Source organism: Pseudomonas sp. stari2 (genome assembly GCF_040760005.1).
Classification (GTDB): domain Bacteria; phylum Pseudomonadota; class Gammaproteobacteria; order Pseudomonadales; family Pseudomonadaceae; genus Aquipseudomonas.
In genome coordinates, this window is record NZ_CP099760.1 from 4,985,470 (window position 1) to 4,999,972 (window position 14,503).

Consider the following 14,503-nt stretch of genomic DNA (forward strand, 5'->3'; position numbering starts at 1 on the left):
TGCCGAGTGTAATTTCTCCCTTTTCCTGCCGAATCGAATTTATGACAGCCCCCCAGCGCCTCACCGACCGTAAACGCGAAGCCATCATCCAGGCTGCGATCACCGAATTCCGTACCAACGGTTTCGAGGTCACCAGCATGGACAAGATTGCGGCCACTGCCGGGGTGTCGAAGCGCACGGTGTACAACCATTTTCCCAGCAAGGAAGAGCTGTTCGCCGAAATTCTCAACCAGTTGTGGGCACGGATCAGCACCGAACAAGCCGTGGCGTACCAGCCCGACCAGCCATTGCGCGATCAATTGCGAACGATGCTGCTGGCCAAACTGCAGACGATGGCAGACGACAACTTCATGAACCTGGCCCGGGTCGCCATCGCCGCCGCGATCCACTCCCCCGAGCGCGCGCAGAACATGGTGGCGCGCATGGGCGAACGTGAGGAAAGCGTGACCATGTGGATTCGCGCGGCTCAGGCGGACGGTCGGTTGAAACCGGTCGATCCGGAGTTCGCCGCACATCAGGTACAGGGGCTGCTCAAATCCTTCGCCTTCTGGCCACAGATTTCCATGGGCCAGCCCTCCCTCGACAGCACTACGCAAAATGCCGTGGTCGATTCTGCGCTCGACATGTTCCTGGCCTGCTATCAGCTCTAGACAAGGCCTGCGCCACGGTAAATGGCTCACAAGGACACTGAATTTTCCCGCTGGAATAAATGACAATGTCTGTCATTGACCGATGAACGGTCGCTCTGAAGAATTACACTGCAAAGTGTTTCAGAATGAATCTGGCGCAGAACATCATGGAAAACCAACGCGGCAAAGGCTTGTCATTCGCCAGGCGCATTTACTTGCCACGGGCCATCGGCTTGGGCGTCGGTTTCTTCAGTGTCGGTGCCGCGCTGTATCCGTTGAACATGCCGGGCTGGCTGTGGGCACTGTTGCTGTTCAACGGTTTTCTCTGGCCGCACGTGGCCTATCAATGGTCGACCCGATCGGCTTTCCCCTATCGCGCCGAACGCCGCAACCTGCTTTATGACTCAGTTTGCGGCGGCTTCTGGACCGCGTGCTTCCAGTTCAATCCGCTGACCACAGTAACCATTCTGTCGATGATGACCATGAACAACGTGGCCGCCGGCGGCCAGCGCCTGTTCCTGCTCGGCGCCCTCGCTCAGGTGATCGGCGTGCTGCTGGGCTGGTCGGTGTTCGGCGTCCATTTCACCCTGACGGCCACGCCGATTCAGGTTTGGGCCTGCCTGCCAATGCTGACCCTTTATCCGTTGGCGCTGGGCATGGTCTGTTACCGGTTGGCGATCAAACTCGCCGAACACAAACGCACCCTGAGCGCCCGAAGCCGCACCGACAGCCTGACCGGCCTGCTCAACCACGGCGCCTGGAAAGACCTGCTGCATCTCAAGTTCCAGCAGTGCCGACAACACAATTCCCAAGCCATTCTGGCGCTGATCGACATCGATCATTTCAAGTCGATCAACGACAGTTACGGGCACATCGTCGGCGATGCGGTGCTGCGGCAATTGAGTCGCGAGCTGAAATTCGTGCTCGACGAAAGCGAGCTGGCCGGGCGTTACGGCGGCGATGAATTCTGCGTGATCTTGCCCAACCTGCCACTGAACAAGGCCGAAGCACTCATGGAGCAATTGCGTCAGGGAATGGATCGTTATCGCCACCCCGACGTCGCCGAACTGCGCGTCAGCCTGAGCATCGGCCTCGCCCGCTATCAGACCTTCTACGCCGACGCCCTTGAGTGGTTCGACGATGCCGACAAGGCGCTATACACCGCCAAGCACGCGGGACGTAATACGATCAGCGTAGCGTTGAGCCGATCCAGCGCCTGAAAAAACTTGTACAAAATTGAAAAAAATCGATTTCTTGTACAAGTTTATAAAGTTTTGTATAAGTGAACCCGCCAGCCTGGATGCTGGCACACTGCTGCCAGCCATCGACATGTCTGGCTGACTGACGCGGAAACAGGGAACCCACTATCAGCCCTATTTCCAGAGTGCCTCCAGCATGTTTTTCAATCGCCACAAGACCGTCCTCGCCGATCTCCAAAACACCATTACCGAACAGTCCAGTCTGCTGGAAGCGATCAACCGCTCCATGGCGGTGATCGAATTCGATCTCGACGGCGTCGTGCTCAGTGCCAACGACAATTTCCTGAAAACCATGGGCTACACGGCTGAACAGGCGATCGGCCAGCCCCATCGCCGCTTCTGCCCGCCAGCGTTTGCCAATGGCCATCAATACACCGAGTTGTGGTCGCGATTGAAAAGCGGCCAGTTCCAGTCCGGCACCTTTGAACGAATCGACAGCCAAGGCCGACCGATCTGGCTCGAGGCCAGCTACAACCCGATCAAGGATGCCTCGGGCCGGGTAGTGAAAGTGGTCAAATACGCCATGGACGTCACCACCAAAGTCCAGCAGGAAAGTGAAGCCAACGCCAAGTTGCAGGCCATTGATCGCGCCATGGCGGTGATCGAATTCGATCTCGACGGCAATATTCTCACTGCCAATCAGAATTTTCTGACGCGCATGGGTTACACACTCGCCGAGTTGAAGGGCAAGCATCATCGACTGTTCTGCCCGGCGGACCTGGTCAACAGCAGCGACTATCAGGACTTCTGGCGCCGGTTGAACCAGGGCGAGTTGTTCCAGGGTCAGTTCGAGCGCGTTGATAAACGCGGCCAAACGGTTTGGCTCGAAGCCAACTACAACCCGGTCTACGATGCCGCCGGCCGCTTGTGCAAAGTCGTAAAATTCGCGTCCGACGTAACCGCCCGGGTCGAGCAGCATGAGCAGGATGCACGCAGCGCCAGTGCCGCTTATCACATCTCCGTCGCCACCCGAAAAGTCGCCGAGCAAGGCACGCAAGTCATCCAGCAAGCGGCCAGTGAAATGCGCGAAATCGCCGACGACATTGCCGAGTCATCCACACTGATTGCGCAACTGGGCGAGCGCTCCGAACAGATCACCGCCATCGTCAACACCATCCGCGCGATTGCCGACCAGACCAACCTTTTGGCCCTGAACGCCGCAATCGAAGCCGCCCGTGCGGGCGAGCAGGGCCGCGGCTTTGCGGTGGTGGCCGATGAAGTGCGGCAGTTGGCGGCGCGCACCAGCGGCTCGACGGCAGAGATTTCCAATATGATCGGCCTGATCCAGAGTGAAACCCGTCAGGCGATCAAGAGCATGGACGGCACCCGGGGTCGCGCAGCACAGGGTGTTGAACTGGCGGATCAGGCCGGCACGGTAATCCTGCAGATTCGTGACGGCGCCAGCGAGGCGGTGGAAGCCGTGAGCATGTTCGCCAATGAGCGGGCGCGAGGATGAAATCCGCAACCATCGTCTAGCCCCCGGCGCTGGCATCTCTTTCGGGAGCCAGCTGCCAGCGCTGAGCACAAGCTCCACGGTGCGGGACTATAGTGTCTTCAGTCCCAAGCGTCACCGAGCCCATCATGACGACCAAACATCCCGAATCGCCTTCCCCTGCCGCCGCCGATCACCTGCGCTTTCACCGCCCCCACGCCCACCTCAACACGACGTTCGGCAACGACAAGTTCGCCTTGCGCGCCGAGGCGTTCGCGCGATTCTTCGGCACGCCGACCTTTCTCGGCGCACAGACTCTGATTGTGGTGCTCTGGATGGGGCTCAACGTCAGCGGCGTAACCGGGTTCGACGCTTACCCGTTCATCCTGTTGAATCTGGCGTTCAGTCTGCAGGCCGCCTATGCCGCCCCGCTGATTCTGCTGGCCCAGACCCGTCAGGCCGCACGGGACAAAGCGCAATCAGAGGCCGACGCACAGCACCGTGAGGCGCTGGCAGTGGCCAACAGCGAACGCCAAGCGGAGGCGGCGAAGAACACTGCGCAACTGCTCGAATTACTGCAGCAGAACACACACCTGACCGAGATGACCAAGGACCTGACCGAGCGCATCGAAATCCTCACACGCGAAGTTCATCAGCACATCCTGCAACAGGAACAACGCCCTTCGTCATGATTCCTCTTCAGGCCAGACGCAACGCCCGCCCCAATTCATTAAACAGCGTGACCACCGAGCGCAATGCGCGGCAGTCCGGGCGGGTCAGCAACCACAGCGCGGTGTCATAACCGTGCAAGGGTTCGCTCAGGGCTTGCAGCCCTTCGTTGATGAGAAAGTCCGGCAACGCCGCCACGCCCAGCCCCGCACGCACCAACTCCGTCACGGACAGCATGCTGTTGCAGCGATAACTCGGCGTCACACCCGGCAACTGCTGACGGCGCCAGGCGACGGTCGGGTGATCGGGCAGAAAGTCGTCCGGGGCGATCCAGGTCAGCGCTGCCAGATCGGCCGCTTCAACCTTTTGTAGATAGCGCGGACTGGCGCAGACCCGGTAGGAAATCTTCGCCAGCTCCCGTCCGACCAGATGCTCCGGCGGTGTACGCGTCAGGCGCAGGGCGATGTCGGCATCGCGGCGGCTGAGGTTGGCGAAGTCGTTGGAGGTGCTCAGCTCGATGGTCAGCGCCGGGTAGTTCGGCATGAACTGCGCCAGCGCCGGCAGCAGCAGACCTTGCAGCACCGAGTCGGTACAAGTCAGACGCACCGTGCCGCTGATTACTTCTCCGCCCTGCTCCACACCAATACGCGCTGCTTCGAGTGCCTGCTCGGCACGTTCGGCCTGCTCGGCAAGGGTCTGCGCAAGGCTGGTGGGCAAATAACCGGCGCGGCTTTTTTCGAACAGTTGCTGACCGAGTGACGCTTCCAGTCGGCGCACGGCGCGAAACACCGTCGACACATCGACCTTCAACAGCTGCGCCGCCCGGGCCAGAGAGCCGCCGCGCACCAAAGCGAGGATCAAGGCCAGATCCGGAAAGTCGAGTCGATATTGCGTAGCTGCATTGATCACTTGGGAAAACGCCAATTTAGAGTGCGTGAACGCCAATCTATAGTGAGCGTCATCCCTCAACAAGCACAGCGAGTACTCATGGAATCCAGAGCCCTGCGCATCGCCCTGATCGGTGATTTCGATCCGCAAGTCACCGCCCACCAGGCCATCCCGGTTGCCCTCGGACTGGCGGCGGAACACCTTCGCCGTCCGGTCGAATTCGAATGGTTGGCCACCGACCGAATCCTGCCCGAGACGCCGCTGCAAACATTCGACGGTTTCTGGTGTGTGCCGGCCAGCCCCTATAAAAGCGAAGACGGTGCCCTGCGGGCCATCCGCTTTGCCCGCGAGCAGCAGCGCCCTTTCCTCGGCACCTGCGGCGGTTTTCAGCATGCGGTGCTGGAGTTCTCCCGCAACGTGCTGGGTTGGGCCGACGCCGAACATGGCGAAACTTCGCCCGACTCCAATCGCGCGGTGCTCTCGCCGTTGACGTGTTCATTGGTAGAAGCCGTGGACAGCATCCATCTGGTGCCCGGTTCGTTGATCGCCAAGGCGTACGAAACATCGGAGATTCACGAAGGCTATCGCTGCCGCTACGGTGTGAATCCGCAGTTCGAACGGGAGTTGCTGACCCATGACCTAAACGCCGTGGGTCACGATTCGGCAGGCGATCTGCGCGCCATCGAGCTGAAAAACCATGCGTTCTTTGTCGCCACACTGTTCCAGCCGGAACGCGCAGCGCTCAAGGGGCAATTGCCGCCATTGGTGCGAGCGTTTGTCGAAGCCTGCTCGGAGCAACCTTGATGAAACCGAACACTGAATGTTTCGCCGTGATCTTCACCTCGACCCGCACCGAGGGCGACAACGGCTATGCCGAGGCCTCCGAGCGCATGATGCAATTGGTGACCGAGCAACCGGGTTTTCTGGGCATCGATTCGATCCGGGGGGCGGACGGGGTGGGGATTACGGTTTCGTACTGGGAGAGCGAAGCGGCGATTCTCGCCTGGCGCGAGCATCCGGAGCACCGGGTGATTCAGGCGCGCGGGCGGGCCGAGTGGTATTCGGCGTTTCATACGCGGGTGTGTCGGGTGGAGCGGGAGTATCGGTTCGGCCAGTGAGTACTAAGGTGTATTCACTGGCCCCTTCGCGGGCAAGCCCGCTCCCACAGGGTACTGCGTTGTTCTCAAGATCACGCGGGACCTGTGGGAGCGGGCTTGCCCCGGGCGGCGTTCCGACGATGAGGCCGGAACAGTCACGACCAGACTTCAGCCCTTCACCAGACTACGCACCGCCTCAATCTCCGGCACTTCCCGTTTATTCATATAAACGCGCAACGGCTCGGTAATGTTGATCCGGTCATCGATGTTCTGGTCCAGCAGCAACTGGATCAGTTCGCGCTTGAGGGTCATGGTCTGTTCGGTGGTCGGTGCCCAGACGAATTCGCTGCAAGGAATGATGCCGTCATCGGCCACGTCCATGCCGAACGAGTCCTCACTGAAGCGCACGATGTACTGGCCGGTCTTGCGGTTGAGGCCGACGAAGCCCTTGAGGTCGTCGGCGGCCTGGCAGATGAGTTGCGATGTGATGCGCATGGTAAACCTCACGAAAAGGATCGATGGTCTACACGCAGGGCAATGAGTGGCACGCCCTCTGCCGGGGCGATTGCCATGGCCAAGCGTACTGCAAACGAACGCACAAAAGTGCGGAAATATTCGCTTTCAGTACGTTTATGTCGGTCTCGCGATAGCACGTTTTCGTTTGAGTTGCTAAAAGGTACATCTTCGAAAATACCTGCGAAAGGACCTCGACATGCCCGCCACGTTTACCAAAAGCGCACTGCTGCTGAGCCTGATGCTCGGCCTCGGTCAGGCTCACGCTGCCAGCCAGCCAACCCCTGTTGCGCTCGCTGCCTCCGAGGGCATTCCGCACCCGGCGGTGATCGCCCACCGTGGAGCGTCCTTCGATGCCCCGGAATCCACCGCCGCCTCCTACAAACTGGCCCGTGACCTGGGCGCCGATTACCTGGAAATGGACTTGCAGCGCAGCAAGGACGGCGTGCTGTTCGCCCTGCACGACGACAACCTGCAGCGCACCACCGACGTCGCCACCAAGTTCCCGGAGCGCAAGGACAGCCCGGCCAATGCCTTCACCATGGCCGAACTGAAAACCCTCGACGCCGGCAGCTGGTACAACGCCAAGTACCCGGATCGCGCGCGTCCGTCCTACGTCGGTCTGAAGATTCTGACCCTCGACGAAATCATCGACATCGCCCAGGCCAACCCGCAGCACAAGCCGGGCCTGTACATCGAGACCAAGGAACCGCAACTGTTCCCCGGCATCGAGCATGACCTGAAGGAAAAACTCCAGGCTCGCGGTTTGCTGATCCCGGCCGGTGCCAAGCAGCCTAAAGATGCCACCAGCGTCGGCGCAGGCAACGGTAAAGTGATCCTGCAGACCTTCGAGAAAAACAGCCTCGAACTGCTGCAAAAGGAGATGCCGCAGGTGCCGAAGATCCTGTTGCTGTGGGTCGGCGAAGGCAGCATCGAGCCAAAATCGAAAGTGACCTTTGCCGAATCCGGCGAGAAGGACAAGAACGTTTTCTACGGCAAGCAAGAGCCGAAATCCGAAGCTGAATTCAAGCAGTGGATCGACTACGCCAAGGCTCAGGGCGCCATCGGTACAGGCCCTTCGGCCAAGCTGACCCACGGCGGCGATCAGAGCTATTCGGACCTCGTGCAGCCATGGATGAACAAGTACACCCACGACAAGGGCTTGCTGGTGCACGTCTACACCGTCGATGAGCCAGTGGACTATGAGAAAGTCATGGCCGCCGGCGTCGACGGCATCTTCACCAACCGCGCCAGCGAACTGCTGAAGTTCTACAAACGCCCGGCCGCCGCCAGTGTGGATCAGGTGTTGAAGAACAACGGTTTCTGATCTGTAAATCGGGCGTCAGTATTCGCGAGCAGGCCCACTCCCATTGGGAGTCCGGCCTGCTCGCTGTGTATTAAGGGTGAATTAAGTTGAGGTCGTTAACCTGAGCCCACTTGAACGAATCACCCAAAGGAATAACCGATGAAAACCCTGACTGCCCTGTTTACCGCTGCTGCCCTGACCCTCACCGCGGGCCTGGCCCAGGCTGACGTTCGTGTCGATCAGATCCCTGAGCTGGTCAAGTCCGGCAAGATCAAGCCACTGGAAGAGCTGAACAAGATTGCCCTGGCCCTGCACCCGGGCGCGACCATCGTCGACACCGACCTGGACAACCATTTCAACGGCTATGAGTACGAAGTCGAACTGCGTACTGCCGATGGCAAGGAATGGGATGTTGACCTGGATGCGGCCACCGGCAAGGTTCTGAGCAACAAGCAAGATCACTGATTACCTCGCAAGACAAAGCCGCACGATTTTCGGATCGTGCGGCTTTTTTGTGTCTGCGACTTATGCAGAAGTACTGACCAACGCCCCCGACGTACTCGAATCAGACTCCTGCAACGCCGCCAGCAACGCCGCCGTCGCCGTCTGCAACGAAGCCGACGTCGTCGCGATCTGCGACTGCGCAGCGGCAACATCCGCCGCCTTGGCATCCTGACTTTCCTGATTCGCCTGAGCCGCTTGCAGCGCCTGTTGCTGTTCCTGCAATTGCTTTTGCAGCTCGGCGATCTGCTTGCGCAGTTCTTTCACGGTATCCGATTCATCATTGCCGGAGCTGCTGTCACCGGTCGGTGCTGCACCACCGCCCGCCGCAACTTTGCTGGTGTCAGCCTTCACACCGGTGCCGGCCGCCGCTGTGGTCGAGGTGTCGTCGACCGGGTCGGCAATCGATGTTTTGCTGGTAGGTGTGGTGACGGTCTGATTGATCGAAACAGACGTGATGCTGACCATGGGAAATCTCCAATGACGGTTATGAATAACCGGCCATCGGCGATGCGCACGTGAAATTGAGATCGACTGTGTACCGACTCGGTAACCGGGCCGGTACACAATCAGTGGCGGGTCAGACGCTCAGGCGAGCAGTGACGTCGTTGAGTTGGCCGGACAGGCCATGCAGGTTCTGGCTGGCGCTTTCAGTGCGCTGCACGTTGTCGAGGTTGGTGCTGGCGATCGAGGTGATCTCGGTCAGGTTGCGCGAGATGTCTTCGGCCACTGAAGTCTGTTCTTCAGCCGCCGTGGCGATCTGGCGGTTCATGTCGCGGATCGCTTCGACCGCGTGGGTGATGCGCTCGAGCATGGCGCCGGCCTGGGTCACTTGCTCGACGCTTTCATCGCTGCGGGTCTGGCCGCTGTCGATGGCGTGGGCCGCATCCACCGCGCCGGTCTGCACGCTGTGGATGATCTGATTAATCTCGATGATCGACTCCGCCGTGCGCTGCGCGAGGTTGCGCACTTCGTCGGCGACCACCGCAAAACCACGCCCGGCTTCCCCTGCTCGGGCCGCTTCGATGGCGGCGTTGAGCGCCAGCAGGTTGGTCTGCTCGGCGATGCCGCGAATCACTTCCAGCACCTTGCCGATGCGGCCGCTGTCGGCTTCCAGACGACGGATCACCGTGGCGGTGTTGGCGATTTCGCCGCGCATCTGGGTGATGCTGTGGATGGTGCTCTGCATGACCTTCTCGCCCTGCTGGGCGGACTGGTCGGCATCGTCGGCAGCGCGCGCTGCATCAGCCGCATGGCGGGCGACTTCCTGGGCAGTGGCAGACATTTCGTTCATCGCCGTGGCCACCTGATCGGTGCGGTTGAACTGCTCGTTGGTGCCGCCGGCCATGACGGTGGCGATGGCGTTCAATTCGCCGCTGGCGCTGTCCAGATCCTTGGCGCTGCGCTGCAGATGGTTGAAAGTTTCGGCGAGGAAATCGCGCAGAGTGTTGGCCGCAGCAGCCAGGTTGCCCAGTTCGTCCTGACGGTCGCTGGCCACACGCTCGACCAGACGCCCCTTGCTCAACTGGGTGACGTAGTCGATGAGCTTGCGGATCGGCTCGACCAGATTGCGGTTGACCAGCCACAGGCTCAGTAAACCGATCAGCAGGCCCGACGCGAGCATCACCAGTAGCCCCAGCCAAACGGTGCGATCGGCACTGGCGCTGATCTGCGCCGATTGCTCGGTGCCCTGCTTGCGCAGCTCGGCCACCAGCTCGCTCATCTGGTCGCTGGCGGCACGGTCAACACCTTTGACCGCCACGTCGCCAGCGGTCGGATCGGCACCGGCGGCGACGTAGGCATCGCGGCCCTTCTGATACGCAGCACCCAGCAGTCGATGTTCTTCGCGCAGGCGTTCGATGCGGGTTTTCAGCGCAGGCTCGAGGCCTTTCTGGTTGGCCAGCTCACCGAGGATGTCCTGCACATCGCGCTGACGGTCTTCGAACTGGCCCCAGTACTTGGCCAGGTCCGCTGGCTGCTTGCCGCGCAGCAGGACGTTTTTCCACTCCTGCACTTGCACCTTGAATTGCAGGTTGGCTTCGTCGATCAGTTGCGAGGCGTGCAAGGGGCCGGCGATCAACTGGCTGTAACTCTGCACGCCGTTGGACAGGAAGTGAAAGCAGGCCAGCGCGATCAACAGCATCGCCAGCAGGCTGCCGCTCAGCAGGGCAAGAATTTGCGCTCTCAGGGATTTTTGCAACATTGCAGGTACTCGGGACAGGGATGAGGCACGTCCGGTAAGACGTGAATTGTGGCCGGACATCCGTGTCGGCGGACCTTGGCTCATGGCCGAAGGCGCGCAACCTAACTCATGCGTGATCGGCGTGCCAGAGAGCTTCTTGAGAAATATCCGACCGCCGGTAACACGTTGATTTGACATCATTTTGCTGTCACAAAAGCGTCATGTGACATTGCGATGATGCGGCTCAGCTGAATCTGCAAATCCCGCGACAGACGCCCTCTTCCCAGCGAGACTTCATGAACCACAGCCTCGATATCAGCCATCGCGATCCAGACCTGTTCGGCTTGCTCTACGGTTTTCGTTTTCGCCCCGGTGAGCGTGGTCGCGAGGTCGACTCGGCGACTGCATTGCGCTGCCTGCAAGACGACGGCGATGAGTTTCTCTGGCTGCATCTGAACCTGGCCCACGCCGCGTGCGAGCGCTGGATGAAAAGCCACCTGCAATTGCCCGAAGAGTTTTTTGAAGCGTTGCACGAAGGTTCGCGCTCGACGCGCATCGAGCATGTCGATTCGGCATTGCTGGCGGTGGTCAACGACGTGGTGTTCAACCTCAGCAGCATGGTTTCTTCAGACGTATCGACGCTGTGGGTCTGCGTACGCAGCAAACTGATTGTCAGTGCGCGCCTGCAACCGTTGCACTCGGTGGACAAACTGCGTTCGTCGGTGAAGGCCGGCGAGTGCTTTCGCTCGCCGTCGGAATTGCTCGTGCACTTGCTGCGCGACCAGGGCGAAGTGCTGACCCAGATCGTGCGCAAGACCAGCATGAGCGTCGATCAGGTCGAGGACGAATTGCTGTCCTCGCGACTGTCGACCAACCGCGCCGAACTCGGCGCCAACCGTCGGGTGCTGGTGCGCCTGCAACGACTGCTGGCGCTGGAGCCAGGTTCGCTGCTGCGCCTGCTCAACCGGCCGCCGTCCTGGTTGCAGAAGGAAGACGTGAAGGAGCTGCGCAAGTCCACCGAGGAGTTCGCGCTGATCATCAACGACCTCACCGCCCTCGGCGAGCGGATCAAGCTGTTGCAGGAAGAGATCGCTGCCAACCTCAACGAACAGAGCAACCGCACGCTGTTCACCCTGACCGTGGTGACGGTGCTGGCGCTGCCGATCAACATCATTGCCGGTTTCTTCGGCATGAACGTCGGCGGCGTGCCGCTGGCCACTGATCCGGAAGGGTTCTGGATTCTGGTGGCGCTGGTGGTGACGTTTACCGTGATCGCCGGGCGCTGGGCGTTTCGCAAGCGGCGGGATTACTGACTTCCGACAGAGCGTGGAAATGATCACCAGTCAGAAGACCAACGGTGCGATTAATCCGCCAAACACTGATCTATCGCAGACTCTCTGTAATATTTAGCAACGATCATGGGCAACACTCCTTCCCCCGCTCAGGATTGTCCGCCCATGGCTACTCCCTCCCTGACCGCCAGCCCGGCCTCCGCTGCCAGTGGCAGGCCGGCCCTCGACAAGAAAACCGGCCCGTTCACCTACGTGGTGTTTTTTGCGGTGCTGGCGATGGGGCTGCTGTTCACCGCCTACAGCCTGATGCACGACATGCACCAACTGGGCACGGTGGTCACCACGTGGACCCCGTTCCTGCTGCTCGGCGTGGCGCTGTTGATTGCGCTGGGCTTCGAGTTCGTCAACGGTTTCCACGACACCGCCAACGCCGTGGCCACGGTGATTTACACCCATTCGATGCCGCCGTATTTCGCGGTGGTCTGGTCGGGGTTCTTCAACTTCCTCGGCGTGTTGCTGTCGAGCGGCGCGGTGGCGTTCGGCATCATCGCGCTGCTGCCGGTGGAGCTGATTCTGCAAGTCGGCTCGTCCGCCGGTTTCGCGATGATCTTCGCCCTGCTGATCGCGGCGATTCTGTGGAACCTCGGCACCTGGTGGCTGGGTCTGCCGGCCTCGTCGTCGCACACGCTGATCGGTTCAATCATCGGCGTCGGCGTGGCCAACGCGTTAATGCATGGCCGCGACGGCACCAGCGGTGTGGACTGGGCTCAGGCGACCAAGATCGGTTATGCACTGCTGCTGTCGCCGCTGGTGGGTTTCGGTTGTGCGGCGCTGTTGCTGCTGGCGCTGCGCGCGTTCGTGAAGAACCGTTCACTGTACAAGGCCCCCGAAGGCAACACCCCGCCGCCGTGGTGGATTCGTGGTCTGCTGATCGCCACTTGCACCGGCGTGTCCTTCGCCCACGGTTCCAACGACGGCCAGAAAGGCATGGGTCTGATCATGCTGATTCTGGTCGGTACCCTGCCGATGGCCTACGCGCTGAACCGCACCATGCCTGCCGATCAAACGTTGCAGTTTGCGGCAGTAGCCGAAGTCACCCAGCAGGCGCTGGTGAAAAGCGCCCCGCTGCCGGCCCCGGCCGATCCGCGTCCGGTGCTCTCGGATTACGTGCGCAGCAAGCAAGCCACGCCGCAACTGGTCCCGGCCCTCGCCGCGCTGACCGGTCACATCGGTGAAGAAGTGAAAGGCTACGGTTCGCTGTCGAAAGTCCCGGCCGAAGCCATGGGCAACGTGCGTAACGACATGTACCTGGCCAGCGAAACCATTCGCCTGATGGACAAGAACAAGGTCGGCACCTTCGACGCCGACACCACCAACAAACTGCAACTGTTCAAGCAGCAGATCGACAATGCCACACGATTTATTCCGCTGTGGGTGAAGATCGCCGTGGCGATCGCGTTGGGGCTGGGCACCATGGTCGGCTGGAAGCGGATCGTGGTCACCGTCGGCGAGAAGATCGGCAAGACCCACCTGACCTACGCCCAAGGCGCCTCGGCAGAAACGGTTGCGATGCTGACCATCGGCGCCGCCGATATGTTCGGTCTGCCGGTGTCGACCACTCATGTGTTGTCCTCGGGCGTGGCCGGGACCATGGTCGCCAACGGTGGCGGCCTGCAGATGAAGACCATCCGCAATCTGCTGATGGCGTGGGTGCTGACGTTGCCGGCGGCGATTCTGCTGTCGGGCAGTCTGTATTGGCTGTTTACGCAGATCTTCTGATCGACCCGAATCCCTGTGAGAGCCTTTGCTCCCACAGGGGGTTGCGGCAGGAATCAAAGCGTCGAGCGAATCAAATCCCCCAGCCAATCCATGAACACCCGCACCCGCAACGGCAGATGCCGCTGCCTCGCATACAGCAGTGAAATGCCCATCGCCGGCGCGGCGTATTGCGGCAGCACGGTGACGATCTCGCCGCTGTCCAGATAGGTGTTCATGCCGGTGCGCGGCACCTGAATCAGACCGAATCCTCCCAGACACGCCGACTCGTAGGCATCGGTGCTGTTGACCGTCACGCTGCCGGCCATCGGCACGCGATGAACCTGGCCATCCTGCTCGTAGACAAACCCTTCCGAACGCGAACCGAGCACACCGACGTAGTGCACCAGCCGATGCTGCGCCAAGTCTTCAAGGGTCTGCGGCACGCCGTAACGCTCCAGATATGCAGGGCTGGCGCAGTTGATCATGCTGAAATCCCCCAGATGCCGCGCCACCACCGATTGATCCGGCTGCGCGCCGACGCGCAGCACGCAATCGAAACCTTCGGCGAGCAGGTCGACCCGGCGATCGGTGCTGCTGATTTCCAGTTCCAGGTTCGGATGACGGGCCATGAACTCCGGCAACTTCGGCATGATCAGCCGCCGCGACAGAATGTTCGGCATATCGACCCGAATCCGCCCGGTCAGCGACGCCTCGTCCTGACGAAACAGGTTCTCGATTTCGTCCATGTGCGACAGCAGATCCTTGCTGCGCTCGTACAGCGCCAGCCCGTCCTGAGTCGCCTGCACCCGGCGCGTGGTGCGTTGCAGCAGGCGCGTGCCGAGCAGGCTCTCCAGCGCCTGCACCTGCTCGGACACCGTCGAGCGCGGCAGCCCCAGACTCTCTCCCGCCATCGTGAAACTCGACAATTCGCTGACCCGGACGAAGGTGCGCAGCAGTTCCAGTTTGTTCATGGGCCA

General features: G+C 60.8%; 15 protein-coding genes. 10 read left to right on the plus strand and 5 right to left on the minus strand.

Features of this window, described 5'->3' with window-relative positions; genetic code table 11:
- Positions 1-41 precede the first annotated feature (41 nt).
- The 4 genes from NH234_RS22790 to NH234_RS22805 all read left to right on the plus strand — a co-directional run bounded on the left by NH234_RS22790 (position 42) and on the right by NH234_RS22805 (position 4,012).
- Positions 42-650, plus strand: a complete 609-nt coding sequence (locus NH234_RS22790; protein ID WP_367254372.1) for a TetR/AcrR family transcriptional regulator — start codon at positions 42-44, stop codon at positions 648-650.
- Between the two features lie 146 nt (positions 651-796).
- Positions 797-1,849, plus strand: a complete 1,053-nt coding sequence (locus tag NH234_RS22795) for a diguanylate cyclase (protein WP_367257229.1) — start codon at positions 797-799, stop codon at positions 1,847-1,849.
- Between the two features lie 175 nt (positions 1,850-2,024).
- Entirely contained in the window at positions 2,025-3,344 is a 1,320-nt protein-coding gene (locus NH234_RS22800; protein ID WP_367254373.1) for a methyl-accepting chemotaxis protein, read from the plus strand.
- 125 nt (positions 3,345-3,469) lie between these two features.
- Positions 3,470-4,012, plus strand: a complete 543-nt coding sequence (locus tag NH234_RS22805) for a DUF1003 domain-containing protein (RefSeq protein ID WP_227233269.1) — start codon at positions 3,470-3,472, stop codon at positions 4,010-4,012.
- 7 nt (positions 4,013-4,019) lie between these two features.
- Here the strand turns inward: NH234_RS22805 and NH234_RS22810 are convergent, their stop codons facing one another.
- On the minus strand, positions 4,020-4,961 hold the full coding sequence (locus NH234_RS22810; RefSeq protein ID WP_367257231.1) for a LysR family transcriptional regulator: 942 nt from the start codon (positions 4,959-4,961) through the stop codon (positions 4,020-4,022).
- A 15-nt stretch (positions 4,962-4,976) separates the two neighbouring features.
- On the opposite strand from NH234_RS22810, the gene NH234_RS22815 reads away from it, so the two are divergent.
- Together NH234_RS22815 and NH234_RS22820 are read left to right on the plus strand one after the other, a co-directional pair.
- Positions 4,977-5,681 carry a CTP synthase gene (locus NH234_RS22815; protein WP_367254374.1) on the plus strand — a complete coding sequence of 235 codons (705 nt, stop codon included), beginning with the start codon at positions 4,977-4,979 and terminating at the stop codon, positions 5,679-5,681.
- Positions 5,681-5,995: an antibiotic biosynthesis monooxygenase gene (locus NH234_RS22820; protein ID WP_367254375.1), complete on the plus strand. Its 315-nt coding sequence runs from the start codon at positions 5,681-5,683 to the stop codon at positions 5,993-5,995. The genes NH234_RS22815 and NH234_RS22820 overlap by 1 nt, the downstream gene beginning before the upstream one ends.
- Positions 5,996-6,142: 147 nt before the next feature.
- Here NH234_RS22820 and NH234_RS22825 read toward each other — a convergent pair whose 3' ends face one another.
- Entirely contained in the window at positions 6,143-6,469 is a 327-nt protein-coding gene (locus NH234_RS22825) for a DUF2025 family protein (protein ID WP_007951085.1), read from the minus strand.
- Positions 6,470-6,686: 217 nt separating this feature from the next.
- On the opposite strand from NH234_RS22825, the gene NH234_RS22830 reads away from it, so the two are divergent.
- Together NH234_RS22830 and NH234_RS22835 are read left to right on the plus strand one after the other, a co-directional pair.
- The gene (locus tag NH234_RS22830) at positions 6,687-7,814 is read left to right on the plus strand and encodes a glycerophosphodiester phosphodiesterase (protein ID WP_367254377.1); all 1,128 of its coding nucleotides are present in this window, start codon (positions 6,687-6,689) and stop codon (positions 7,812-7,814) included.
- 138 nt (positions 7,815-7,952) lie between these two features.
- Positions 7,953-8,258, plus strand: a complete 306-nt coding sequence (locus NH234_RS22835; protein WP_065259299.1) for a PepSY domain-containing protein — start codon at positions 7,953-7,955, stop codon at positions 8,256-8,258.
- 60 nt (positions 8,259-8,318) lie between these two features.
- Here the strand turns inward: NH234_RS22835 and NH234_RS22840 are convergent, their stop codons facing one another.
- Entirely contained in the window at positions 8,319-8,762 is a 444-nt protein-coding gene (locus tag NH234_RS22840; protein ID WP_367254378.1) for a hypothetical protein, read from the minus strand.
- Positions 8,763-8,874: 112 nt separating this feature from the next.
- The gene (locus NH234_RS22845) at positions 8,875-10,497 is read right to left on the minus strand and encodes a methyl-accepting chemotaxis protein (RefSeq protein WP_367254379.1); all 1,623 of its coding nucleotides are present in this window, start codon (positions 10,495-10,497) and stop codon (positions 8,875-8,877) included.
- Positions 10,498-10,772: 275 nt separating this feature from the next.
- Between NH234_RS22845 and NH234_RS22850 the strand changes: the two genes are divergently transcribed.
- Both NH234_RS22850 and NH234_RS22855 read left to right on the plus strand, forming a co-directional pair.
- Positions 10,773-11,789 (plus strand): transporter, encoded by a 1,017-nt coding sequence (locus NH234_RS22850; protein ID WP_085730332.1) that lies wholly within the window; start codon positions 10,773-10,775, stop codon positions 11,787-11,789.
- A 144-nt stretch (positions 11,790-11,933) separates the two neighbouring features.
- Positions 11,934-13,547 carry an inorganic phosphate transporter gene (locus NH234_RS22855; RefSeq protein ID WP_085730331.1) on the plus strand — a complete coding sequence of 538 codons (1,614 nt, stop codon included), beginning with the start codon at positions 11,934-11,936 and terminating at the stop codon, positions 13,545-13,547.
- Positions 13,548-13,600: 53 nt separating this feature from the next.
- On the opposite strand, the gene NH234_RS22860 is transcribed toward NH234_RS22855, so the two are convergent.
- The gene (locus NH234_RS22860) at positions 13,601-14,497 is read right to left on the minus strand and encodes a LysR family transcriptional regulator (RefSeq protein ID WP_367254380.1); all 897 of its coding nucleotides are present in this window, start codon (positions 14,495-14,497) and stop codon (positions 13,601-13,603) included.
- Positions 14,498-14,503: the final 6 nt, after the last annotated feature.